This window comes from Spirillospora sp. CA-142024 (genome assembly GCF_050942325.1).
GTDB lineage: Bacteria > Actinomycetota > Actinomycetes > Streptosporangiales > Streptosporangiaceae > Spirillospora.
On sequence record NZ_CP192077.1, the window covers coordinates 4,249,113 to 4,270,975 of the forward strand.

Below are 21,863 nucleotides of genomic sequence, written 5' to 3' on the forward strand. Positions count from 1 at the left end.
CCGCCGGTCACCGCGTTCATGCATCGAGCTGGGCTCGCAGGGTTTCCGTGTGGGCTCGTTCGGCTTGGGCGTCCAGGCGTTCCCACGCTTCGATGGAGCGGGCCAGCTCGGAAGGGTCTTCGTGGAGGCGTCCGCGCGCTCGGGCGAGGCAGGCGGCCGTCCAGGCGTTCTCCTCGGCGTGCGGGGTTGCGGCGGCCAGCAGGTCCGGGGCGTCGGGCAGGCCCGCCGCCACGGCCAGTTCCGCGCCCGCCGCCCGGGCGTACGCCAGGTACGGGTCCAGCGGCGCGTTGACGGCGAAGGCCTGGCGTACGAGGGGGTCGGCGGCGTCGTACCGCACGTCGTGGAGGGCGAGGCGGGCGTCGACGAACGCCGCGACCGCGGCCGTGCCGAGCGTGCCGCCGGCCACCTCCGCGGCGCGGGACCGCCACAGCGCGACGTCCTCCTCGACCATCGCGCACGCCAGCACCGTTGTGCAGACGGCCGGGAGCATCCACAGCGGGGCCGGCCGCCCGGCGCGTTCCCACTGGTCCCACATCCGTTCGGCGTAGCCGATCGCGTCGCGGAAGCGGCCGGTCAGCACGAGCGGCTGGACCAGGCGGCTGGCCGTGATGTGGGTGTCGCTCAGCAGGTCGTCCTCGATACCCGCCCGCGCCGCGGCCATCCCGCCGGGCAGGTCGCCGGGCAGGTCGCCGGCCATGATCGCGTAGACGCAGGCGCGGCCGTAGGTGTTGCAGATCTCCGGCGCGCAGTACGGGTCGTCGCGGTCCATGGACGGCAGCAGCCGCAGGCGTTCGCGGGTGATGCGGTTGGCCTCGCGCAGCCGTCCGGCGTGCAGTGCCGCGGTCCCCGCCGCGCACAGCCCGGAGCTGATCAGGACCGGGTCCGCGGTCGCCCGGGTGGCGGCGACGGCGGCCGAGGCGAGTTCGCCGTCCGGCGCGCCTTTGGCCGGGCCCGCCAGCCACGCGCGGGCCACGGCCACGCACGCCGCCACCTCCGGGTCGTCGCCGGACCCGGCCGCGACCGCGTCGTCGAGGAGGGCGCGCAGGCGCTCGTTCGGTATGCCGGTCTCGAACGCCTCGGGGTACCGGCCCGCAGTCTCGACCGCGCGGGCCAGGTCGATCGCCCGGCCGCGGTCGTCTCCGGCCCGCCGCGCCTGTTCGGCCGCCTCCAGCAGCAGCTCGTACACGTGCTGGTTGGACGTGGTGCTGACGTGCGCGCACCCGGCTCCGGCGCGCAGATCGCGTGCCGCCGAGGCGGCATCCGGCGCGACCGCGGCGGCGGTCCGGTGGTGCGCGAAGGACTCCAGCAGGTGCCGGCGGGCGAAGGTCAGGTGAGCCAGCGCGCTCGCCAGCCGATGCGTCACCTCGCCCGGACCGCCGGATGCGGCCAGCGCGGCCCGCAGGTCCGCGGCCATGGCGTCGAAGCCCTCCCGCCACGCGGGATCACCGAGCCAGCCCTCCGCCGTGGACGCCGCGTCGGCGGCCCAGCGAAGGTGGTGCGCCCTGGTCTTATCCTCCTCGCCTGCGGCCGACATCTCGGCCAGCGCGAACGCTCGTACGGTCTCCAGCAGGCGCCAGCGGCTGACCCGACCGCGCACGTGCACCACAAGGCTCTTGTCCACCAGCCGGCCGAGCAGGTCCGCGACGCTCGCCCGGTCCCCGCCGACGGCGGCCGCCGCGTCCAGGTCGAAGGCCCCGACGAACACCCCGAGCCGGCGGAACAGCGCCTGCTCCTCCTCGCCGAGCAGGTCGTAGCTCCAGGACAGCACCGCGCGCAGGGACCGGTGCCGCTCGTCGCCGCCGCGCCCGCCCGACAGCAGCCGCAGCGCGTCCTCCAGGGCGGCGAGCAGTCCCGTGGCGCCCAGCGACGCACCCCGCGCCGCGGCCAGCTCGATCGCCAAGGGCACGCCGTCCAGCCGCGCGCACAGGTCCGCGATCACCGCGGGCTCCGCCACGAACTCCGGGTCGGCGGCCAGCGCCCGGTCGTGGAACAGCCGCTCGGCGTCCGAGCCGAGCGGCAGCGGCGCGATCGGAACGCTGCGTTCGCCCGGGAGGCCGAGCCGTTCCCGGCTGGTCACCAGTACGCGGGTGCCCGGGCAGGCGGCCAGGATCCGCTCGGCGAACGCGGCCGCCTCGTCGATCACGTGCTCGCAGTTGTCCAGTACGAGCAGCGACCGCCCGGTGCCCAGGCGTGCCGCGACCGCCTCGTCCAGAGGCTGATGCGAGCCCTCGGTGACCCCGAGCGTGGTCGCGACCGCGCGGGCCACGAACCCGTCGCGCACCGGCACCAGGTCCACGAACCCGCCGCCGGACGGAAACGACGCGACGGCGTTCTCGGCGGCCACCGCGGCCAGCCGGGTCTTGCCCACGCCGCCCGGACCCAGCAGCGTCACCAGGCGGGCCTCCTCGAGCGCGGCCAGTACGGCGGCGCGCTCGGCGTCGCGGCCCACGAACGTCGTGCCGGACACCGGAAGGCCGACCACAGGACCCGGCTCCCGCTCCCCGGAGCGGGCCAGCTCCGCCAGCGCCCACCGGTCGGCCATGCCGTACTTGCGCAGCAGTGACGACACGTGGCTCTCCACCGTGCGCACGGATATGTGCAGCCGATTCGCGATCTGCACGTTGGACATCCGCGCGCCGAGCGCGGCCAGCACCTCGGCCTCCCGCTCCGATATTCGCTCCGCCACCGGGTCCCCTTTCCGTGGTGGGATCCGTGGTGCTCTGCGGTCAGCACGGATGACCGCAGGTCCCCCGGGCGGACGCTGGAAGCACACCCGAAGGGGAGACACCATGAACACCCTAGCCATGCGCTCCGCCGTGGAGCTGGACGAACTGATCACCGCGGTACGCGGAGCCGTCGCCCGCGACGCCGGCTGGCGCGACACCGCGTCCTACGTGGCCGAGGCGTTGCACGAGCACCTGCCGCCACCCGAACTGCTCACCGCGGATCAACTCGCCGGCGAGCGCGGCACCTCCAGTGGCCATCTCCTGCACGTGGAGCCGGACGGATCGTTCTCGATGGTGGCGATCGTCTGGCGCCCCGGCGCGCTGACCCGTGTCCACGACCACGTGACCTGGTGCGTGTTCGGCGTCCTGGCCGGCGTGGAGCATGAGGACCTGTACGCGCTCTCCGAGGACGGCACCGGCCTGACCGAGATCGGCAGCAATGCGAACCGGACCGGTGAGGTCAGCGGCTTCGCCCCGCCCGGCGACATTCACCGCGTCCGCAACATCGGCGACGACACCGCCATCTCCCTGCACATCTACGGAACCGACCTGCGTCGCGTCGGCTCCAGCGTCCGCCGCTTCTACGACCTCCCGGCCGAAGCCACCAAATGAGCACGCTGTCGGCGAGGTGCAGTACGACACAGCCACAGGCTCCACCCTTGGCCGAGAACGACAACAGGAGGCAACCGTGCAACCGAACGAGATCACCGAGGTTCTGAACCGGCCGATCAGTCGGGAACTGCTGGCTCGCGACATGACCCGCCTGGCGTACGTCGCCAAGGACGGCACACCTCGCATCATCCCGATCATCTTCGCCTGGAACGGCTCGGAGATCGTCGTGTGCACTCCGAAGAACGCTCCGAAGCTCCAGGCCCTGAGCGAGAACCCGATGGTCGCCTTGACGATCGACACCGAGGTGCACCCGCCCAAGATCTTGCTCATCCGGGGCCGGGCCGAGCTGGACTACGTCGATGGCATCCCGGACGAGTATCTCCAGGCGACCAGCACCTACGAGATGACTCCCGAGCAACGGGTCGAGTGGGAGGCGGAGGTGCGTTCGCTCTACCACGACGGCATGGTCCGGATCGTCGTGACCCCGACCTGGGCGAAGCTGATCGACTTCGAGACGACTCTGCCGAGCCCGGTCGAGGAGCTGATCCGGCAGCGAGCAGAACGCCAGCGCGCCTGAGAAGGGGAGCGGGGAGTTCGAGCACCAGGGGCGTGACGCGGCCGGATCTGTGGCGGCTGGGGGATCAGAGCCGGGTCGGCGGTCATCAGACCAGAAGGATGCCGATCACGATCACGATCGTCAGCCCCAGGGGGAGAAGGGCGAGGATCGCGAGTTGGAGCAGGCAGCCCCGCTGCTTCACAGTGCCGGGAGCTCCGATGGCGCCTGCGAGGTAGAGGGCCGCAGGGCCGCGGTACTCCAGTTCGGATGGCTGCTCAGGGGTGAGAACCGTGGCGGCGGCGCCAATCTGGCCGCTTCCCTGCGACACGGCAACGTGCACTGGCTTGTCCGCCGGGATCTCGAAGGCCGCCCTGCCCCAAGGCTGGTGGTAGTGGGCGCCGTCGATACCGACGGTGACGCCGGCCTTGGCCACGACCCCGCGGCGCGTGTGGAGCTGCAGAACCCGTGTGGGGCCGTCGTGGTCGCCGGGGTATGGGATGGGCGTCTCGCTCATGCCCGCCATCCCTACCACGGGGCCATGCTGCCGAACCACCCCGCGCACCCCGTCCGGCCCGGTGAGCCCGATGGTTCCGGGGGGCCCGGCGGTTCCGGTCTGCGGGCAGGAGGTGGAATCGAGAGCAGATTGTGATGCAGCGTGATGCGCCGTGAGGGAAAATTTGTTCACCCCCGTCGCGGCATCTGGTGCGAAGCCTGCTCAAAGTACGGGTCGGCGTGCGTAGATCGGAGCTTGTGCCTGTGAACCCTGGATCCGGTCCGCCGGTCAACTCTCAGGTGGATCGCCTCGGGCCGCCGGGAGGAGAGCGCCCGCGGCGTGGGAAACGTCTCGCCGAGCGCGATCTGGGGGCCGTGCCCGCACTGGCCGGCCTGGTGGTCTTCGCTGCTCTCTTCTCGTTCTTGCGGCCATCGTTCTTGTCGGCCGGTAACTTCGCCAATCTCATCACCCAGGGTGCGGCGGTCACCATCATCGCCATGGGGCTGATCTTCGTCCTGATTCTGGGCGAGATCGACCTGTCGGTCGGCTACACCGCCGGGCTGGGCGGCGCCGTCATGGCCGTCCTGCTCCACAACGGCGAGGTGCCCTGGTATCTCGCCGTGCCCGCAGCGCTGGCGGCCGGACTGGTCGTCGGCCTGTGCCTGGGCCTGATCGTCGCCAGGACGGCCATCCCTTCCTTCATCGTCACCCTGGCGGTCCTGCTGGGGCTCCAGGGGGTGGTCCTGGTCCTCATAGGCAACGCCGGCTTGAGTGTTTCCGACAAGACGGTGCTGGCCATCACCAACAGCACGATCTCACCTCGGACGGGCTGGCTGGTCTGGGGTGCGTGCGTGCTGGCGTACGGGATGACCGAGGTGCGGCGCAAGCGCAAGGGCACGCACCACAGACGGTCCGGCGAATCGACGATGTGGGCGATCTGGCGCGTCGTCGCGGTGACGGGGTTGTCGGCGGCCTGCGTGTTCGTACTGAACCTGGAACGCAGCGCCAACCCCGCAGTGGTCTCCCACAAGGGAGTCCCGATCGTGGTGCCGGGCATCGCGCTGCTGCTCCTGTGGTGGACGTTCGTGTTGCGCCGTACCGTCTACGGCCGCCGCCTGTACGCGGTCGGCCGCGATCCGCAGAAGGCACGCCAGGCCGGCATCGACCTGGTCCGGGTGCGCGTCTCGGCGTTCGTCATCTGCTCCACGATGGCCACGATCGGCGGAATCGTCGCGACCTCGCGTACGAACTCGGTCGACGCGGAGACGGGCGGAGTCAACGTCCTGCTCTATGCGGTCGCCGCGGCGGTCATCGGCGGCACCAGCCTGTTCGGCGGAAGGGGCCGGATGCTCGACGCCGTCCTCGGCGGTGCCGTCGTCGCCGTGATCGACAACGGTATGGAGTTGATGGGCTACAGCGTCGGGGTCAAGTACATCGTCACCGGTGCCCTCCTGCTTGCCGTGGCTGGAATCGGTGTGCTGTCCCAGGCCGCATCCCGCGACGGCAAACCGAACCGTGACCAGCCGTCCCCCCGAACCCGTTCCGCCGGACCCGCGTGACAAGCCGGGTCACGGGGCCTGACGGTCGTTGCGGCTCAGGACGTTGCACAAGCCCTGTCTGACAACGCCCCCGAGCCGCGCACGGTCTCCTCTGAGACGTCCTGCAGCGCCCCGCGCGGGACCTGAACGAGGGAGATGATCAACGCTGAGCGATCTGCGGAATGTGAGCAGAGACCTGGAGGACTTGGGGCGCCATCTGCCGAACCTGCGCCACCTGCGGAACCTGAGACGTGACGTGCGCGGCCTGGGCAAGGAAGAGCGAGAGGCCCTCAGGGACGCCTTGCGCGGCTTGGACCCGCGCGATCTGAAAGACCTGGGACGCGAACTGGAGGACTTGGGACGCGAACTGGACCGGTAGCAGTCTCCACCTGATGCCCTGACCGGAGCGTCGGACGGCGGCCTCGGGTTCACCGCCACTGGCCGCTCCGGTGCAGGCGGACGTCGAGGCCGTCGGTTCGCTCGCACGGGGGAGTCTGATCATCCGGGAGGGGAAGCGCGGCCGGCGCGGCGGTCACAGGCTGGTGAGGTCGGAAGTCGCCACCTGCTCGATCGGAGCGCCACGTGATCAACCGGACCCGCTGCGTGTCCGTCCTGGGCATGACCGTCGCCGCCGGCTTCACCGTGGTCCGATCGTGGGGCACATTCCGGATCTCTCACCGCCTCAAGATGCCCGACGGGACGTGGTTCATCACCAACTGGGGTGACCTCACCGTCGACTGCCTGACCACTGGCGGCCCGACCGCGACCGTCACCGGCACGCTCACCAGAACCACCCCCGGCGGGCCATGGGAGGAAATGCTGAAGAAGCACGAGCGCATGGGCATCAGCTTCTACGTCGCCCGCAAGGGCGCGGGACCCGGCCGGATCGGGCTGAGCGGGGGCCCCGGGCCCGGGGACGGTCCACTGCGCAAGTGCATGGCCCCCGCAGCCGACGCACCGGTGCTCAACGGCGGCTACACACTGATCGACAAGAAATGATCATCTAGATCGGCGGGTGACCGCCGTCGGGCGTAAGGCTCCACCAGGCGGCCGTGTCGGGTGGGAGGACCGCGTTCTGGCCTTCCGTCCGGATCGGCTCGCTGCTCAGCAGGAGCGAGCCGCGAGCCGGGATCTGGACGCTCTGGTCGCCGGTGTTCACCGCGCAGAGCATTCGAGGGCCGCTGGAACGGCCGCTGCGCTGGAACACCAGACAACCGGGCGGCCCGTCCAGCCAGCGCAGCTCACCGTCGCCCAATGCGGGGTGGTCGCGGCGGATCCGGAGGGCCTGGCGGTAGAGGTTCAGCGTCGAAGATTCGTCGTCCTGCTGCACCTCCACGGTGAGCGACTTCCATTCGGGCGGCGACGGCAGCCGGCCGCCGCCCGATCCGAACCCGAACGGGGGCTCGTTGCCGGACCACGGCAGTGGAACCCGGCAGCCGTCCCGGCCGCCCTTGACGCTCTCGAGCTGCGGGTCGGTCAGCAGCTCGGCCGGGATGTCGAGCACCTCGGGCAGGCCGAGCTCCTCTCCCTGATACACGTACGCCGAACCGGGCAACGCCAGGGTGAGCAGCGCCGCCGCCCGGGCCCGCCGCCATCCGAGGTCGCCGTCGCCGTAGCGGGTGACATGCCGCTGGACATCATGGTTGGACAGCACCCAGGTGGTGGGTGCGGCGACGGAGCCGGTCGAGGCCAGGGACTTCTCGATCACCGAGCGCAGTGCACCGGCGTCCCAGTCGGTCCTCATGTAGTCGAAGTTGAACACCTGGTGCAACTCGTCCGGCCGTACGTAGTTGGCGAGCCGATCGAGCGAGGGCGCCCACGCCTCCGCGACCCCGATCCGCTCTCCCGGGTAGGAGTCGAGCAGCCGTCGCCAGCCTCGATGGATGTCGTGCACTCCATCCTGGTCGAAGTACGGCACCTTGCCCCGTCCCAGCAGCCGCGACTGCGGCGCGTCACCGACGTCGGGCAGCCCGGCCGCCTTGACCATGCCGTGTGCCACATCGATGCGGAATCCGTCGGCCCCCAGGTCCAGCCAGAATCGCAGGACATCGTCGAACTCGGCGCGCACATCTGGGTGCTCCCAGTTCAGGTCGGGCTGCTGCGGGGCGAACAGGTGCAGGTACCACTGTCCGTCGGGCAGCCGGGTCCAGGCGGGACCGCCGAAGACCGACTCCCAGTCGTTGGGCGGCAGCTCGCCGTCGGCTCCCCGCCCCGGCCGGAAGACGTAGCGCTCCCGCGCCGGACCGGAGATGCCGGCGGCCAGTGCCTCCTGGAACCAGACATGCTGGTCAGAGGTGTGGTTGGGCACGATGTCGACGATGACCCGCAGCTTCAGGTCGTGCGCGTCCCTGATCAGGCCGGAGGCGTCGGCGAGCGTGCCGAACGTCGGATCCACCGAGCGGTAGTTCGTGACGTCGTAGCCGCCGTCGACCATCGGCGAATCGTAGAACGGCGTGATCCACAATGCGTCCACGCCGAGTGCGGCCAGATAAGGAAGCCGGCTGCGGATTCCGTCCAGGTCGCCGATGCCGTCCCCATCGGCGTCGGCGAAGCTGCGTATATAGATCTGGTAGATGACCGCGTCACGCCACCAGCGTGTGTCGCCTGCTCGAGTGCCTGCGGACTCCGCAGGGTGCCATCTCGAAAGATCCATACGAGCGACTGTCTGGAGATCCACTTGATGCGCAATTGAGGTGATCACGAGGCTCCACCGGCACCCGGCCGAGGTGGAGTCCGTCGGCCGGATCGGCCGGCCTCTTGTGCTTGTACAGGATCCTGGTTATTGTTCCGAGCCATGTTGGACGCACGGTTCCTGACGCGGAACGGGTTGGCGGCTCGTCGGCTGGCGGCGGAGTTGCTCAACCAGCAGCCGGATTCGCGGTTGCCGAGGATCCGCGACTACGCGCAGCGGCTCGGGGTCGGCAACGGCACGGTGCAGGCGGCCTTGCAGCTGCTGGAGAACACCGGCGCCGTGCGGACGGAGGCGCGCGGGCACCTCGGCACCTACCTCCGGGAGCTCGACCGGGCCGGGCTGTGGCAGCTGGCCGGGCTCGGGACGATGCTCGCCGCGATGCCGCTGCCGTACTCGCGCCGGTACGAGGGGCTGGCGACGGGCCTGCGGGCGGCGTTCGAGGACGCCGAGATCCCGTTCGCGCTGACGTTCATGCGCGGGGCGCAGGCGCGCCTCGACGCGCTCATGGACGGGAAGGTCGATCTGATCGCGGTGTCCCGGCTGGCGTTCGAGGAGTTCGGCGAGGGGTTCCCCATCGCCAGGCTCGCCGACCTCGGTCCGCGGACGTACGTCGGCGCGCACGGGGTGCTGCTCCGGGCGGGGGTGTCGCTGGACGATCCGGAGCTGGCCGTGGCGGTCGACACCAGTTCCGCCGACCAGCAGGAGCTCACCCGGCTGGTCTTCTCCGGGCGGTCCGTCCGGTACGTCGAGACCTCGTACATGCAGCTGGGCGAACTGTTCCGCCGGGGCGAGGTGGACGCCTCGGTGTGGAACCTGGACGAGGTCCACCAGCACATCGACGAGGACTGCACGACCATCCCGTTCGACGAGGTGACCTCCGCGGACCTCGCGGACCGCAACTCCAGCGCGGTCCTGGCCGTCCGCGCCGACGACTCCCCGGCGCTGGACGCGGTCCGCGGCCGCATCTCGGCCGATCTCGTGACCCGCACGCAGCAGGCCGTCCTGACCGGCGACCGGCTGCCCTCGTACTGAAGGAGACCACCATGGACCGGCTGCTGGCGGAGCGGCTCGACATCTTCGAACGGACCGGTCAGGCCGCGCCGGACATCTGCCGGTTCGTACGGGACGAGCTCAGCGCGCTCGACACGGCGGGCGGCGCCGTCACCGAGGACAGCGCGGGGACGCTGGTCAGCCATCTGCTGCTGGCCCTGCAGCGCGCCCGTGACGGCGCGGCGCTGACCGAGTTCCCGGCGGACGAGACCGTCCGGGCGGAACTGGCCGGCCATCCGGACGCGGTGGAGCGGGCGAGGGCGCTGGCCGCACGGGCCCGGTCCGCGCTGGGCGCCGGCCTGCCCGAGCAGGAAGTGCGCTTCCTCGCCCTGCATCTGGCCCTGTTCGGACAACGGGAGGCGACGCGATGACGAAGATCCTGGTGGGCGGCGTCGGCAAGGCCGACGTGGCGAGGCGGCTGGAGGAGATCGGCGGCTTCGAGGTCGTCGTGACCAACGACATGGACGCCGCCACGCGGCTGATGGCCGGTCAGGCCGACTACTACATCGGAACGTGCCACACCGGGGCCGGGGGATCCCTGGGTGTGCTCGTCGGGCTGCTCGGCGCCGCCCGATGCTTCACCTTCGGCCGAGGCCAGGCCGCTTCGGCCGACGCCGAGGCCGCGCTCGCCGAGGGCAAGGTCGCCTTCGGCTTCTCCGTCGACCAGGCCGACCAGGTCGTCCCGGTCCTGGCCGGTGCCATCAACGAACGGCGGCGGAACGGGTGATCGGCCCGTCCTGAAAATCCCCCTCGGAGGCAGCCATGCCCTACGCCCTCTCCTATGCCGCTGCGGCGGACAAACTCGACTTCTCCGTGCCGCAGGCCCTCACCGTCGTCGCCGTCTGCGCGCTCACCGCGCTGATCTCGAACATGGCGCTCGCCGTCTTCAACGACGGCGTCCGTCCCTTCCTGCTGGACTTCATCCGGGGGAACACCAACCGCGGCGAGATGACCGCGGTGTCGTTCGGCCTGTCGGCCGGGTTCGTCTTCGGGCTCGGCGCCCCGATGGCGCTGTCGACCGGGGTGCTGAACCCCTGGCTGCTGTTCCTGCCGACCGACATCCTCGGCATCTTCGCGCCGCGGCGCTGGGCGGCCCCCATCCTCGGCGGGGCCTGGGGCGCGCTCGTCGTGTTCGGGCTGTCCGGGGCCAACAACGCGGCACATGACCTGCCGGTGGACTTCCTCACCGCGATGCAGGAGATGGCGACGCCGATCCTGTTCATGTTCCTGCTGTTCCCGGTGATCGCGATCGCGACCCAGTTCGGGCGGGTGCACGGGCTCGTCTCCTTCGCCGTGGAGGTCGCCTTCGTGGTCCTTTCCATGAAGATGTGGCCGGACCAGTTCCCAGGCGCGCTGGCGATGGCCGCGGGCGTGCTGATGCTGCTCGGGTTCGCCCTGGCCAAGGACGTCCGGGAGCGGCGCACGGCCGCCGCCGCCGCGGAGCGGGCGGACGCGCCCGGGGCCGCGACGATCCCGCCCCAGACCCCGGTGGACGAGAAGCCCGCCGCGGACCCCGTCGCGTCGTTGTTCGGCGCGAACGCGGAACGGCTCCGCCGCCACCTGCCGTGGTTCGCGCTGCTCGGCGCCGCCCTCGCCGCGATGGTGAACCTGCACATCTTCGGCGGCGGCGAGGCGACGAGCTTCCTGGTGGCCAAGGGCGACTACGGGGAGGCCGCGCAGGTCGACTTCTACCGCGCGTTCGGCTTCCTGCCGCTCATCGCGACGACCGCACTGGCCAGCGGCGCGTACCAGGTCGTCGGTTTCACCTTCATCTATCCGCTGGCCTACCTGGCGCCCAACGTGGTGGTGGCGGCCCTGGGCGGCGCGGTGCTGCTCACGGTGGAGATCCTGGCACTGTCCTACATCGGCAAAGGCCTGGCGATGCTCCCGTCGATCCGGGACGCCTCGGACCACCTGCGCGACGCGATCGGCAAGACCCTGGAGATCGCGATCCTGTTCGGCGCGATCGCCGCCGCCGCGAAGATGGGCGGCGGGCTCGGCATCGCCCTCGTCGGCGGACTCTACCTGCTGAACGAGTCGCTCGGACGGCCGGTCGTCCGGCTCGCGGCGGGCCCGGCCGCGGTCGTCGTCGCCGGGATCGCGCTGAACGTCCTGCACTGGCTGGATCTGTTCACTCCGCTGAAGGGATGACATGAGGCTGAGGACCGTACTCGGGGAGGTCCCAGTACCGGACGGACCGGTGCTCGCCCACGAGCATCTGCGCGTCGACCTGCGCGAGCCCGCGGGCCGGGCACCGGACCCCGCGGCGCTCCTCGACGAGGAGACGGCGGTCGCCGGCGAACTGGCGGCGCTGCGGCGCTCGCACGGCCTCGCGGCCGTCGTGGAGCTGACCTGTCTCGGCATGGGACGGGACGCCGCCGCGCTCGCCCGGATCAGTGAGCGTGCCGGAGTGGCGGTGGTGGCGGCGACCGGGTTCTACCACGCCGCGTTCCACCCGTCCTACGTCGCCGGATCGAGCGTCGCGGACCTGACCCGCCGGCTGCTCGACGAGATCGAGAACGGTCTGGACGGCACCGCCGTCCGGCCGGGCGTGATCGGTGAGGTCGGCACGAGCGGCCCGACGCCCTCGGGGGACGAGGAGCGTTGCCTGCAGGCCGCCGCCCGAGCCGCCCTCCACTCGGATCTGCCGCTCGCCACGCACGCCCACCTCGGCCGCGGCGGACTCGCGCAGCTCGACGTGCTGACCGCCGGGGGAGTCGTCCCCGGCCGGATCAGCATCGGTCACCAGGACCTCCTGGACGACGCCCTGACCCACCGCAAGATCGCCGAAGCCGGCGCGTACGTCGCCTTCGACACGATCGGCAAGACGTCCTACCAGAGCGACGACGTCCGGCTCCGGCGGGCGCTCGACCTGATCGAGGCCGGGCATGCCGACCGGCTCCTGCTCAGCGCGGACGTCTCCCGCGCCGGCTACCTGACGAAGAACGGCGGCGGCGGATACGGCACCGTCCTGCGTTCCTTCGCGCCACGGCTGGCGGCCGCGGGCGTCGACGAGACGACCCTGCACCTGATCCTGCACGACAATCCCGTCCGGTTCCTGACCTCGGGGGAGGCCCGATGACCGCGCCGGAGCTGCGCGAGACCCACCCGCTGCCGACCGTCCCCTTGGAGGAGGCGATGGCCCGGCAGTTCCGGCTGCTGGAATGCGTGGCGGACCATTTCGACGGGCAGCGGCTGTTCTCGGCCGACGTCGGCGTGACGCCGCGGTGGGGACGTCCCGATGCCACCCGCCGGACGGAGGACGCGCTGGCCGACTTCCTCGGCGCCCCCGCGGCGGTCCTCGTCCAGGGCGCGGGCAGCGGCGCGATCAGGGCCATGCTCACCGCGGCCCTCGCACCGGGCGAACGCCTGATCGTGCACGCTTCCCCCGCCTACGCGACGACCGCGACGACCTTCCGCTCGATGGGGCTCGACCTGGTCGAGACCGACTTCAACACATCCCCGGCCGAGGCGGCGGCCCCCTACATCTACATCCAGCATTCCAGGCAGCGCCCTGACGACTCCTATGATCCGGCCGACGTGATCGCACGGTACGCGGCCCTGGGCGTCCACGCGCTGGTCGACGACAACTACGCGGCGTTCCGCGTCCCCCGCACCGGCGTCGAGATGGGCGCGGAGGCGTCGGCGCTGTCACTGTTCAAGCTGCTCGGCCCCGAGGGCGTCGGGCTGGTCGTCGGCTCGCGCGACCTCGTCGACCGCGTGCACGCCGACAACTACTCGGGCGGCGGCCAGGTGCAGGGGCCGCAGGCGCTCGACGCCCTGCGCGCGCTGACCCACGTCCCCGTCCTGTGGGCCGTGCAGTCCGCGGTCGTCACCGAGATCGCCGAGCGGCTGGACGCCGGCGAGGTTCCCGGGGTCGCCCAGGTCCGCGTCGCCAACGCGCAGGACCGGTGCGTGCTCGTGCGGCTGGACGCCCCCGTGGCCCGGCGGGTCATCGAGGCGGCCGCACGGTTCGGGGCGGCTCCCTACCCGGTCGGAGCGAACTCCCGGTACGAGATCACCCCGCTCTTCTACCGGCTCTCCGAGACCTTCCTCGCCGACACCCCGGAGCTGGCCGACTGGACGATCCGGATCAACCCGATGCGGTCGGGCGCGGACCTCGTGATCAAGATCCTGGCCGGAGCGCTGCGGGAGGTCCGGTGTTCCTGACCGCGACCTTGGCGCGCAACCCGCGGCTCGTGGAGGCCGCCGCGGGGCTCCATCGATCCGGCCGCATCCCACCCGACACCTACCTGATCGACCTGGACGCGGTCGCCGCCAACGCCGCGACGCTCGCCGCGGTGGCCGCCGCCCACGACGTCCGGCTGTGGCCGGTGTTCAAACAGGTGGGACGCAACCCGCATGTGATCCGGACGGTGGCCCAGCACCTCCCTCTCGCCGCCGCCATCGACCTGCGCGACGCCCGCGCGATCCAGGACGCCGGGGCCGGGCTGGGCAACGTCGGCCACCTCGTCCAGGTCCCGTTCAACGCCATGCGGGAGGTGCTGGCCCGGCGCCCCGGGTACGTCACCGTCTTCGGAGCCGATCAGGCCCGTGCGGTGTCCGCCGCCGCGGAGCACCTCGGGATCACCCAGCCGCTGCTGGCCCGGGTGGTCGCCGCGACCGACCAGATCTACCCGGGGCAGGAAGGCGGCGTCCCCCTGCCCGATGTCGAGAAGTTCGCCGCCGAGGTTCGGGACATGGACGCCGTGACCCTCGAAGGCGTCACCTCGTTCCCCTGCCTGCTCTACGACGAGGCGTCCGCGGCGATCGCACCCACCCCGAACCTGCGGACCCTCCTGACCGCCAAGTCCCGCCTCGCCGCGGCAGGGTCGCCCATCAGCGTCGTCAGCGCGCCCAGCGCGACGGCCGCCGCGAGCATCCCGTTGCTGGCCGCGCACGGCGTCACCCACGGGGAGCCCGGTCACGCGCTCACCGCGACGACCCCGCTGCACGCCACCGACCTCACCCAGCCCGAACTGCCCGCGATGGTCTACGTCTCCGAGATCGCGCACATCCTCCCGGACGGTCGGCCCGCGGTCTTCGGCGGCGGCTTCTACCCCCGGGGCCGGCCGGACGAGGCCCTCGTGTTCCCCAGCGCCGGCGAGCCGTTCAGCCTCCCCGTCGAACCCGCTCCGCCCGAGAACATCGACTACTACCGCCTACTGGGCGCCCCGTCCCCGGGGGCGCCACTCCGCGTCGGCGACACCGCCGTCCTGTCCTTCCGCACGCAGATCTTCGTCACCCGCAGCGCGGTCGGCGCCCTGCGAGGGGTCTCCTCGGGCAGGCCCCGGCTCCTCGGCCTGTCGGACTCGCACGGGAGGCCCTGGTGACCCGTGTCGCCATCCTCGTGGTCGACGGCCTCGGCATCGGTGCCATGCCGGACGCATCCGCCTCGCGTCCCGGCGACGCCGCCGCGCACACCCTCGGCCACGTCCTGGACACCGCCGGGGGAACACTGCGCCTTCCCGCGCTCGGCACACTGGGACTCGGACTCCTGCACCCGCACGAGAGCCTGGCCTTCCCCATCGCCGCCGGGGCGTCCGCGGGACGGTCCGCCCTCGGATACCCGGGCGCGGACACCTTCAGCGGCCACCAGACGATGATGGGCACCGACATGAGCGGGACGGCCCTCGCCCTGTTCTCCGACCACATCGACACGGTCGCGGCCGCACTGCACGCGGCCGGGCATGAGGCACATCCGCTGGACGACCTCCCCGTCCTCCTCGTCGACGAGGGGGCCGTCGTCGGCGACAACCTCGAAGCCGATCCGGGCCTCAGCTGGAACGTCAGCGGCCGCCTCGACGACCTGCCGTTCGAGTCGATCCTGTCCATCGCGCGGACGGTCCGGACGGTGGCTCCGACGGCCCGGGTGATCGCCGTCGGCGGCCACGGCCCCCCACCGCTCCTGCGCGCCGTCCGGTCCGGTGCGAGCGGCACGGCGGGACTGGACACGCCCGCCTCGGGTTTCTACGTCAACGACGGCCTCCGGGTCGCCCACCTGGCCGTGGAGATCGACCACACCCGGCAGCTCCCCTCACGCGCCGCCGCGGCGGGCCTGCCGGTGACCCTCATCGGCAAGGCCGCCGACATCATCGTGTGCCCGTCCGCCGAGCACCGCCCGGCCGTCGAGACCGGTGAAGTCCTCGAGCAGACCTCCATGGCCCTCGCACGCACGGCCGACGCCCTGGTGGTGGCGAACGTGCAGGAAACCGACCTGGCCGGGCACCAGCAGGACGCGCGGAGATACGGCTCCCTTCTGGAGGAGGTCGACACGGGACTGGCCTCTCTCATTGCGGCCATGGGCCCCGACGATCACCTGATCGTCACCGGCGACCACGGCAACGACCCGACGATCGGCCATCCGTTCCACACAAGGGAGTTCGTCCCCGTGCTCCACTACAACCAGCTACTCCCACCCGGCACCGTCCCAGACGCCTCCACCTTGGCGACCATCGCCGCAACGGCAGCCGAAGCATTGGGCATCGACCTCCGGCGACAGACAGACCTGACTTCAGCCACCGCAAAGCAGACCTCAGCCTGAAACCGAGCCGCAGCCATGACCTTCCGGGCGGGAGCAAGGTGGAGCGCTTCGCAAGGACACGGATGAACGGTCGCGCTCGGGCCTCGTCCCTGAGCCGTACCGTCGCAGCAGCCACAGCCCGAACGCGGCGTGGAACGCGTACACGAACGCATCCCACCACCATGGCGCCGACCCAGGCGAGCGGATCTGCATGAAGTCGTCCAACCCGTGGACGAACACCATCGGCCACACCGAGCCGATCGCGAACCGCAGGGCGGCGCAGCAGAAGCCGAACAGCCCGGCGGAAAGGATCTGCCAGAGCGTGTCGTCCAAGGACTGGCCGAAGAAAAGGTAGTTCTGGATGTGTCCTACCCCGAACAGCACGCCGACCCAGATTGCGGCGCGAATCGGTCCGAGCGGGGTGAGTGCCTGCTGGACGAGCCCGCGGCTGTAGACCTCTTCGTTGATCCCGACCCACATCAGCGAGACGAGACTGCTGACCACCACCGTTGTGCTCCCGGCGAGGCCGGCCAGGGCGTACGAGCACGCGACGATCAGCAGGGGCGCAGCGAGCCACCAGCGGCGCGCCACGCCCAGGGCGGCCACCCCGGACTTGCGAAGCCAGCCCCATCTCCACAGCAGGAGCAGGACCGCGCCGAAGCACACCATGTTGACGACGGCAGCCCCGAGGTCGGGGAACCATCCCGGCGCGAGTGGCGGCAACAGAACCTTCGCGACCAGCAGCAGGACGGCGTGCCAGGCGAGTGTCAACTCGATGGCCCCAAGTAGCGGATGGTGCGTTACATGGCGTTTCCACCTGATCAGCACCGGCTGATCGTAACTTGAGTCCGGCGGGTTCGGTGGAGTCTGATGTGTCCGGCTCCTGACCCCGCAGGCCATCGGCCGGGGTGAAGCGCGGCGGGTCGGCGGCGTCCGGTTCAGGGCGCGAGGGTCCGCTGAAAAGCGGGAACGGGCCCCCTCGTGGCACCATTACGGTGATTCGTGAGGAGCCGAGCTTGCACCGTCTGGTCGTGTCCCAGACCTCCCCTGGGGCGTATCGAACCGTACTAGAGGCGCTGAAGGCGCCGCTGCCGCCGGATGCACCGCCTGGGCGGCACATCCTGATCGAGCCGGGCTCGTACCCGAACACGGGGTTCAAGAGTTCGGGCGACTTCGTCATGACGGCCGTGGAGGGGCCGGGTTCGGTCACGCTGGACGGCCGTACCGTCGCCACGATCGAGGTCACCGGGAATGTGATCCTTGAGGGGCTCATCGTCCGGAACTGGAGTGACAAGGGCACCGCGGTGGAGCTCGACAAAGGTTCCGTTCTGGCGGAGCAGTGCGAGTTCGTGACCCGGTCCCCACTCGCCGTGCGGGCGTCGAAGGGCGGTCGGCTCATCCTGCGGGACTGCAAGGTGGAGGACGGCGGGGTCGTGTACAGCGCCGCGTCCGGGGTCATGGAGGGCACCTCGGTCACCGGGACGAGCGGCAATTCGGTGGCGCTCCGCAGCGGCAGTTCGGTGACCATCCGGTCGTGCAGGGTCAGGGACTCGGGCGGGCACGGCATCTGGGTGACCGAGGGGTCAAAGCCGCTGATCGAGGCGAGCACGATCAGCAATCCGGCCAGCGTCGGGATCAGGGTCGACGACCGCGCGGACGCGGCGATCCGCAACTGCACGTTCCACGGCACGGGCAAGACGTCCCTGATCGTGACGGGCAAGGGCATCGCGCTCGCGGAGGACTGCCTGATCACGGACGCCGGGTCCGACGGGGTGTGGGTGAAGGACGGCGGCTCGCTGACCGCCCGGCGGGTCAGGACGGAGTCGCCGCGGCAGGCCGGCGTGGCAGTGCAGAAGGGGGTCGCGCTCCTGGAGGACTGCGAGATCGTCGGCGCCGGCGGCAACGGCTTCTACTTCTCCGATCAGGCGAACGTCACGGTCGTCCGGGGGCGGGTCGCCGACGCGGGGAAGATCGGTGTCAACCTCAAGGGCGGCGGCGTCCGCGTCCTGATGGAAGGGTTGACGATCAGCGGCGGCAAGCGCTCCGGCGTGGGGGTGGAACCGGAGAGTGAGCTCACCCTCCGTGGCTGCACGGTGGCGGACAACCAGGGCCGGGGCATCCTCGCCTGCCTCGGGTCGAGCGTGGAGATCGACGACCTGACGAGTGTCCGCAACGGGAAGCCGGACCGGTTCGATTTCGAGTTCAACGCCGGGACCGCTGACGGCACGAAGCAGGCGCCGGCCGAGGTCAAGAGCGAGGCGCCGGCCAAGCCCGTGGACCAGGCGCCGGCCGAGCCGCCGAGCGGGACGCCCGGCCCGGAAGAACCGGGCGGCACGAAGGCGGATGTGCTGCTGGCCGAGTTGGAGGCGATGGTCGGGCTGGCGGGGGTGAAGCGTGAGATTCGGAAGTTGGCGAATCTGCAGAAGGTGGCTGAGCGGCGGCGTTTGGCGGGGTTGCCGCCGGGTCCCTCGATCGGGCGGCACATGGTTTTCGCGGGTCCGCCGGGGACGGGTAAGACGACGGTGGCCAGGTTGTACGGCGGGATCCTGGCGGCGTTGGGTGTGGTCGAGCAGGGTCAGGTCGTGGAGGTCAGTCGGGCCGATCTGGTGTCGGAGAACATCGGCGGGACCGCGCTGCGCACCACCGAGGCGTTCGAGAGGGCGCGGGGTGGGGTGTTGTTCATCGATGAGGCCTACACCCTGTCCCGCAAGGCGACCGGCACCGACTTCGGGCAGGAGGCCATCGACACCCTGGTCAAACTGATGGAAGACCACCGCGACGAAGTCGTGGTCATCGCGGCCGGATACTCCGCCGAAATGCGCGAGTTCCTGTCCGCCAACCCCGGCCTGACCTCCCGGATCTCCCGCACGGTGGAGTTTGAGAACTACACCCCCGCCGAACTGGTCCAGATCGTCCAAGCCCAAGCCGACACCGACGGCTACCAGCTGGCCGACGACGCCCGCCAGGCGATCCTGGCGCACTTCACGGCAATGAAGCGGGACGCCTCGTTCGGCAACGGGCGAGCCGCACGGCAGGTGTTCGAGGCCGCGATCGAGCGTCAAGCCCAACGCCTCGGCGAGATGGAGGAACTACCCTCGGCGCAACAGCTGTCGCAGCTGGTGGCCGAGGACCTGGACCTCGACACCGGTGGTCTGGCGGCCCGGTTCGGGGAGGCCCGCGACGCCGGGCAGGTCGACACCGTGATGGCCCGCCTGGCCGCGATGACCGGACTGGAGGAGGTCAAAAACGACATCCGTGACCTGCTGAACCTGATCGCCTCGGCGCGGCGGCGCCGCGCGGCCGGGCTGGAAGCCGAACCCTTCACCGGGCACCTGATCTTCGCCGGCCCGCCCGGCACCGGCAAGACCACCGTCGCCCGGCTCTACGGCGAACTGCTCACCGCGCTGGGCGTGCTGGCCCAGGGGCAGGTCGTCGAGGCGGCACGGGTCGATCTGGTCGGGCAGTACATCGGGCACACCGCGCAAAAGACCGCGGATGTGTTCGAGCGGGCCCGCGGCGGGGTGCTGTTCATCGACGAGGCCTACACCCTGTCCCGCCAAGCCGCAACGGGCAACGACTTCGGGCAGGAGGCCATCGACACCCTGGTCAAGCTGATGGAAGACCACCGCGACGAGATCATCGTCATCGCCGCCGGATACACCACCGAGATGGAGGGGTTCCTGGCCACCAACCCCGGCCTTGCCTCCCGGTTCGCCCGCACCCTGAACTTCCAGCCCTACCCGGTCGAGGGCCTGGTCTCCATCTTCCTGGGCAAGGCCAAAGCCGCCGACTACCGCGTCCCCGAACCCACCCAACAGGCCCTGGCCACCTATCTGGAGGCCAACCGCGACGAGTTCCGGGTCGGCAACGGACGCGAAGTCGACAAACTCTTCCGCGCCGCCGTCACCGCACACGCACGCCGCACCGAACAACTCGCCAGCACCGGCACCGAACTCACCACCGAACAACTCGCCACACTCACGCCCGAAGACATCCCCTAGGCCCTGCACCCGCTTCTTGCGACCAAGTGCAAGCGTTTGAGCTGAGCTTGGTCGTCGCCCCTCAGATCTCGTCGCAGACCCCTCACATACAGTGAGGACATGGGGGAGATCGACAAGGATCGGCTGGTCGAGACCGCGACCCGGATTTTCGCCGAGCTCGGGTACGACGGGGCATCGCTGCAGATGATCGCCGACGCGACAGGGCATGGCATCGGCTCTGTTCATCAGGTCGCGGCGACCAAGGCCGACCTGTACCGCGAAGTGATGCAGCATGTCCACACGGCCGAGGACAAGGCCATGGAGGACGCGGTCGCCCGCTTTACGTCCGACAGGGAAGGCATCAAGCTCCTCGCGGATGCCTTCCTGGACTTCTACGCCGGCCACCCGCAGGCCCTGGCGCTGTGGCAGCACGGATGGATGGGAGACGCCGCCGACGTGGCCCGCATGGACGTGCTGTACGTCCAACCCCGATCAGCACAGATCGCCGACAAGATCCGCGACCGGGTGCCCCCCGACGTCGATCCCGACTACCTGGTGTGGAGCGTGATGTGGTGCGTCTACGGCTTCCTCAACACCGGCGCCGTCCACACCTCCGATGAGATACCTCACCGCCACGCGCCCAGCAGCGCTCCGCGCCACACCGACCTTGCCGGCTTCCAGACCTTCCTGCACGTCATGATCGACCGCCTGTTCGCCCCGCCGCCTCAACCCTGAGCCGCGCGCCGGGCACCGCCGTGAGCCTCGGCCGAAAGGTCCTGCCCGTCGGCCCAGGTCTTGAGCCGGTCGGCGTAGGCCTGCTGGATCATCGGGTAGAAGCCCTGCCCGAACAGCACCCGCAGGGGCGGGTCGTCGGAGTCGACGATCTTGAGAAGGGTCCGGGCGGCGGCGGCCGGGTCTCCGGCGGGCTGCTTGCCCGCGACCTCGGCCAGGCGCCGGCGGAGACCGTCGTAGGCCGGGTTGGTCTCGGCCATGTGGCCGTTGGCGAGTGGATCGGGGTTCTCGCCGGACCGGGTGGCGAATCCGCCGGGCTCGATCACGGTCACCTTGATGCCGAAGCCGGCGACCTCGCGGGCGAGGGCTTCGTTCAGGCCCTCCAGCGCCCACTTGGAGGCGTGGTACGCGCCGCCGAGCGGCATCGCGACAAGGCCGGCGGCCGAAGACAACTGAACGATGTGCCCTGAGCCCTGCTCGCGCAGGTGGGGCAGCGCGGCCTGAACGACCCACACCGCGCCGAACAGATTGGTCTCCATCTGGTCGCGCAGCTCCCGCTCGCTCAACTCCTCGATCGCGCCGATCTGGGCATAGCCGGCGTTGTTGACGATGACGTCGAGACGGCCGAAATGCTCCTTGGCCCGCTTCACGCCCCTGAAGGCGGCGGCCCTGTCGGTCACGTCCAGCTCAAGCGGCAGCACCGCGTCGCCATAGGCGGCGACCAACTCATCAAAGCCGTCGGTGTTCCGCGCGGTCGCGGCCACCTTGTCGCCCCGAGACAGAGCGGCCTCGACGAAGCTGCGGCCCAGACCGCGCGACGAACCGGTGACGAACCAGACCTTGCTCATGATGACTTTCCGTTCCTCCGTTGAAGGCTGTCGAACACCAGATGCCGACGACCCGCCTCCTGTGACAGGTGCGGGTACGTGATCTGCGCCATAGAAGGTCCCGAAAAGGCCAT

The 21,863-nt window shown here is 70.7% G+C and carries 20 protein-coding genes; 15 read left to right on the forward strand and 5 right to left on the reverse strand.

The features are described 5' to 3' along the window. Positions 1-16 precede the first annotated feature (16 nt). A complete protein-coding gene (locus ACQPZP_RS20485) occupies positions 17-2,686 on the reverse strand; it encodes an ATP-binding protein (RefSeq protein WP_433479195.1) in 2,670 nt (889 codons plus the stop codon). Positions 2,687-2,789: 103 nt separating this feature from the next. Between ACQPZP_RS20485 and ACQPZP_RS20490 the strand changes: the two genes are divergently transcribed. Then, positions 2,790-3,338 (forward strand): cysteine dioxygenase, encoded by a 549-nt coding sequence (locus ACQPZP_RS20490; RefSeq protein WP_433479196.1) that lies wholly within the window; start codon positions 2,790-2,792, stop codon positions 3,336-3,338. Positions 3,339-3,414: 76 nt separating this feature from the next. Continuing rightward, entirely contained in the window at positions 3,415-3,915 is a 501-nt protein-coding gene (locus tag ACQPZP_RS20495; RefSeq protein ID WP_433479197.1) for a pyridoxamine 5'-phosphate oxidase family protein, read from the forward strand. Between the two features lie 85 nt (positions 3,916-4,000). On the opposite strand, the gene ACQPZP_RS20500 is transcribed toward ACQPZP_RS20495, so the two are convergent. Then, complete coding sequence (locus ACQPZP_RS20500) at positions 4,001-4,408, reverse strand: hypothetical protein (protein ID WP_433479198.1); 408 nt, start codon at positions 4,406-4,408, stop codon at positions 4,001-4,003. Between the two features lie 188 nt (positions 4,409-4,596). Between ACQPZP_RS20500 and ACQPZP_RS20505 the strand changes: the two genes are divergently transcribed. The 3 genes from ACQPZP_RS20505 (at position 4,597) to ACQPZP_RS20515 (ending at position 6,924) form a co-directional block, all read left to right on the forward strand. Then, the gene (locus ACQPZP_RS20505) at positions 4,597-5,946 is read left to right on the forward strand and encodes a sugar ABC transporter permease (RefSeq protein ID WP_433479199.1); all 1,350 of its coding nucleotides are present in this window, start codon (positions 4,597-4,599) and stop codon (positions 5,944-5,946) included. Positions 5,947-6,109: 163 nt separating this feature from the next. Next, positions 6,110-6,304, forward strand: a complete 195-nt coding sequence (locus ACQPZP_RS20510; protein ID WP_433479200.1) for a hypothetical protein — start codon at positions 6,110-6,112, stop codon at positions 6,302-6,304. Positions 6,305-6,507: 203 nt separating this feature from the next. Continuing rightward, positions 6,508-6,924 carry a hypothetical protein gene (locus ACQPZP_RS20515; protein ID WP_433479201.1) on the forward strand — a complete coding sequence of 139 codons (417 nt, stop codon included), beginning with the start codon at positions 6,508-6,510 and terminating at the stop codon, positions 6,922-6,924. Positions 6,925-6,928: 4 nt separating this feature from the next. On the opposite strand, the gene ACQPZP_RS20520 is transcribed toward ACQPZP_RS20515, so the two are convergent. Continuing rightward, positions 6,929-8,578, reverse strand: coding sequence for a glycoside hydrolase family 13 protein (locus ACQPZP_RS20520; RefSeq protein ID WP_433479202.1), 1,650 nt, complete (start codon positions 8,576-8,578; stop codon positions 6,929-6,931). Between the two features lie 141 nt (positions 8,579-8,719). On the opposite strand from ACQPZP_RS20520, the gene yhfZ reads away from it, so the two are divergent. Genes yhfZ through ACQPZP_RS20560 form a run of 8 tightly spaced genes read left to right on the forward strand, consistent with a single transcriptional unit; the run spans position 8,720 to position 16,211 of the window. After that, positions 8,720-9,649, forward strand: a complete 930-nt coding sequence (gene yhfZ / locus ACQPZP_RS20525; protein WP_433479203.1) for a GntR family transcriptional regulator YhfZ — start codon at positions 8,720-8,722, stop codon at positions 9,647-9,649. Between the two features lie 11 nt (positions 9,650-9,660). After that, the gene (locus tag ACQPZP_RS20530; RefSeq protein WP_433479204.1) at positions 9,661-10,038 is read left to right on the forward strand and encodes a hypothetical protein; all 378 of its coding nucleotides are present in this window, start codon (positions 9,661-9,663) and stop codon (positions 10,036-10,038) included. Then, positions 10,035-10,394, forward strand: coding sequence for a DUF2620 family protein (locus tag ACQPZP_RS20535; RefSeq protein ID WP_433469434.1), 360 nt, complete (start codon positions 10,035-10,037; stop codon positions 10,392-10,394). The genes ACQPZP_RS20530 and ACQPZP_RS20535 overlap by 4 nt, the downstream gene beginning before the upstream one ends. A gap of 35 nt (positions 10,395-10,429) precedes the next feature. Continuing rightward, positions 10,430-11,818 carry a YhfT family protein gene (locus ACQPZP_RS20540; protein WP_433479205.1) on the forward strand — a complete coding sequence of 463 codons (1,389 nt, stop codon included), beginning with the start codon at positions 10,430-10,432 and terminating at the stop codon, positions 11,816-11,818. Between the two features lies 1 nt (position 11,819). Then, positions 11,820-12,749 (forward strand): phosphotriesterase family protein, encoded by a 930-nt coding sequence (locus tag ACQPZP_RS20545; protein WP_433479206.1) that lies wholly within the window; start codon positions 11,820-11,822, stop codon positions 12,747-12,749. Continuing rightward, positions 12,746-13,837 carry a hypothetical protein gene (locus ACQPZP_RS20550; RefSeq protein WP_433479207.1) on the forward strand — a complete coding sequence of 364 codons (1,092 nt, stop codon included), beginning with the start codon at positions 12,746-12,748 and terminating at the stop codon, positions 13,835-13,837. The genes ACQPZP_RS20545 and ACQPZP_RS20550 overlap by 4 nt, the downstream gene beginning before the upstream one ends. Continuing rightward, on the forward strand, positions 13,828-15,000 hold the full coding sequence (locus ACQPZP_RS20555) for an alanine racemase (RefSeq protein WP_433479208.1): 1,173 nt from the start codon (positions 13,828-13,830) through the stop codon (positions 14,998-15,000). The genes ACQPZP_RS20550 and ACQPZP_RS20555 overlap by 10 nt, the downstream gene beginning before the upstream one ends. Next, positions 14,997-16,211, forward strand: a complete 1,215-nt coding sequence (locus ACQPZP_RS20560) for a phosphopentomutase (protein WP_433479209.1) — start codon at positions 14,997-14,999, stop codon at positions 16,209-16,211. The genes ACQPZP_RS20555 and ACQPZP_RS20560 overlap by 4 nt, the downstream gene beginning before the upstream one ends. Here ACQPZP_RS20560 and ACQPZP_RS20565 read toward each other — a convergent pair. Continuing rightward, positions 16,203-17,018 carry a lysostaphin resistance A-like protein gene (locus ACQPZP_RS20565; protein ID WP_433479210.1) on the reverse strand — a complete coding sequence of 272 codons (816 nt, stop codon included), beginning with the start codon at positions 17,016-17,018 and terminating at the stop codon, positions 16,203-16,205. The genes ACQPZP_RS20560 and ACQPZP_RS20565 overlap by 9 nt on opposite strands. 188 nt (positions 17,019-17,206) lie before the next feature. On the opposite strand from ACQPZP_RS20565, the gene ACQPZP_RS20570 reads away from it, so the two are divergent. Then, on the forward strand, positions 17,207-20,191 hold the full coding sequence (locus tag ACQPZP_RS20570; RefSeq protein ID WP_433479211.1) for a right-handed parallel beta-helix repeat-containing protein: 2,985 nt from the start codon (positions 17,207-17,209) through the stop codon (positions 20,189-20,191). A 99-nt stretch (positions 20,192-20,290) separates the two neighbouring features. Further along, positions 20,291-20,905, forward strand: a complete 615-nt coding sequence (locus ACQPZP_RS20575) for a TetR/AcrR family transcriptional regulator (protein ID WP_433479212.1) — start codon at positions 20,291-20,293, stop codon at positions 20,903-20,905. On the opposite strand, the gene ACQPZP_RS20580 is transcribed toward ACQPZP_RS20575, so the two are convergent. Next, a complete protein-coding gene (locus ACQPZP_RS20580; protein ID WP_433479213.1) occupies positions 20,896-21,750 on the reverse strand; it encodes an SDR family NAD(P)-dependent oxidoreductase in 855 nt (284 codons plus the stop codon). The genes ACQPZP_RS20575 and ACQPZP_RS20580 overlap by 10 nt on opposite strands. Between the last annotated feature and the right edge of the window lie 113 nt (positions 21,751-21,863).

Bases quoted from the DNA above. Each gene is read 5' to 3' on its own strand.
- ACQPZP_RS20575 (WP_433479212.1), top strand. From the start codon at position 20,291: ATGGGGGAGATCGACAAGGATCGGCTGGTCGAGACCGCGACCCGGATT.
- ACQPZP_RS20535 (WP_433469434.1), top strand. From the start codon at position 10,035: ATGACGAAGATCCTGGTGGGCGGCGTCGGCAAGGCCGACGTGGCGAGG.
- ACQPZP_RS20530 (WP_433479204.1), top strand. From the start codon at position 9,661: ATGGACCGGCTGCTGGCGGAGCGGCTCGACATCTTCGAACGGACCGGT.
- ACQPZP_RS20540 (WP_433479205.1), top strand. From the start codon at position 10,430: ATGCCCTACGCCCTCTCCTATGCCGCTGCGGCGGACAAACTCGACTTC.
- ACQPZP_RS20490 (WP_433479196.1), top strand. From the start codon at position 2,790: ATGAACACCCTAGCCATGCGCTCCGCCGTGGAGCTGGACGAACTGATC.
- ACQPZP_RS20580 (WP_433479213.1), bottom strand. From the start codon at position 21,750: ATGAGCAAGGTCTGGTTCGTCACCGGTTCGTCGCGCGGTCTGGGCCGC.
- ACQPZP_RS20550 (WP_433479207.1), top strand. From the start codon at position 12,746: ATGACCGCGCCGGAGCTGCGCGAGACCCACCCGCTGCCGACCGTCCCC.
- ACQPZP_RS20520 (WP_433479202.1), bottom strand. From the start codon at position 8,578: ATGGATCTTTCGAGATGGCACCCTGCGGAGTCCGCAGGCACTCGAGCA.
- ACQPZP_RS20500 (WP_433479198.1), bottom strand. From the start codon at position 4,408: ATGAGCGAGACGCCCATCCCATACCCCGGCGACCACGACGGCCCCACA.
- yhfZ (WP_433479203.1), top strand. From the start codon at position 8,720: ATGTTGGACGCACGGTTCCTGACGCGGAACGGGTTGGCGGCTCGTCGG.
- ACQPZP_RS20545 (WP_433479206.1), top strand. From the start codon at position 11,820: ATGAGGCTGAGGACCGTACTCGGGGAGGTCCCAGTACCGGACGGACCG.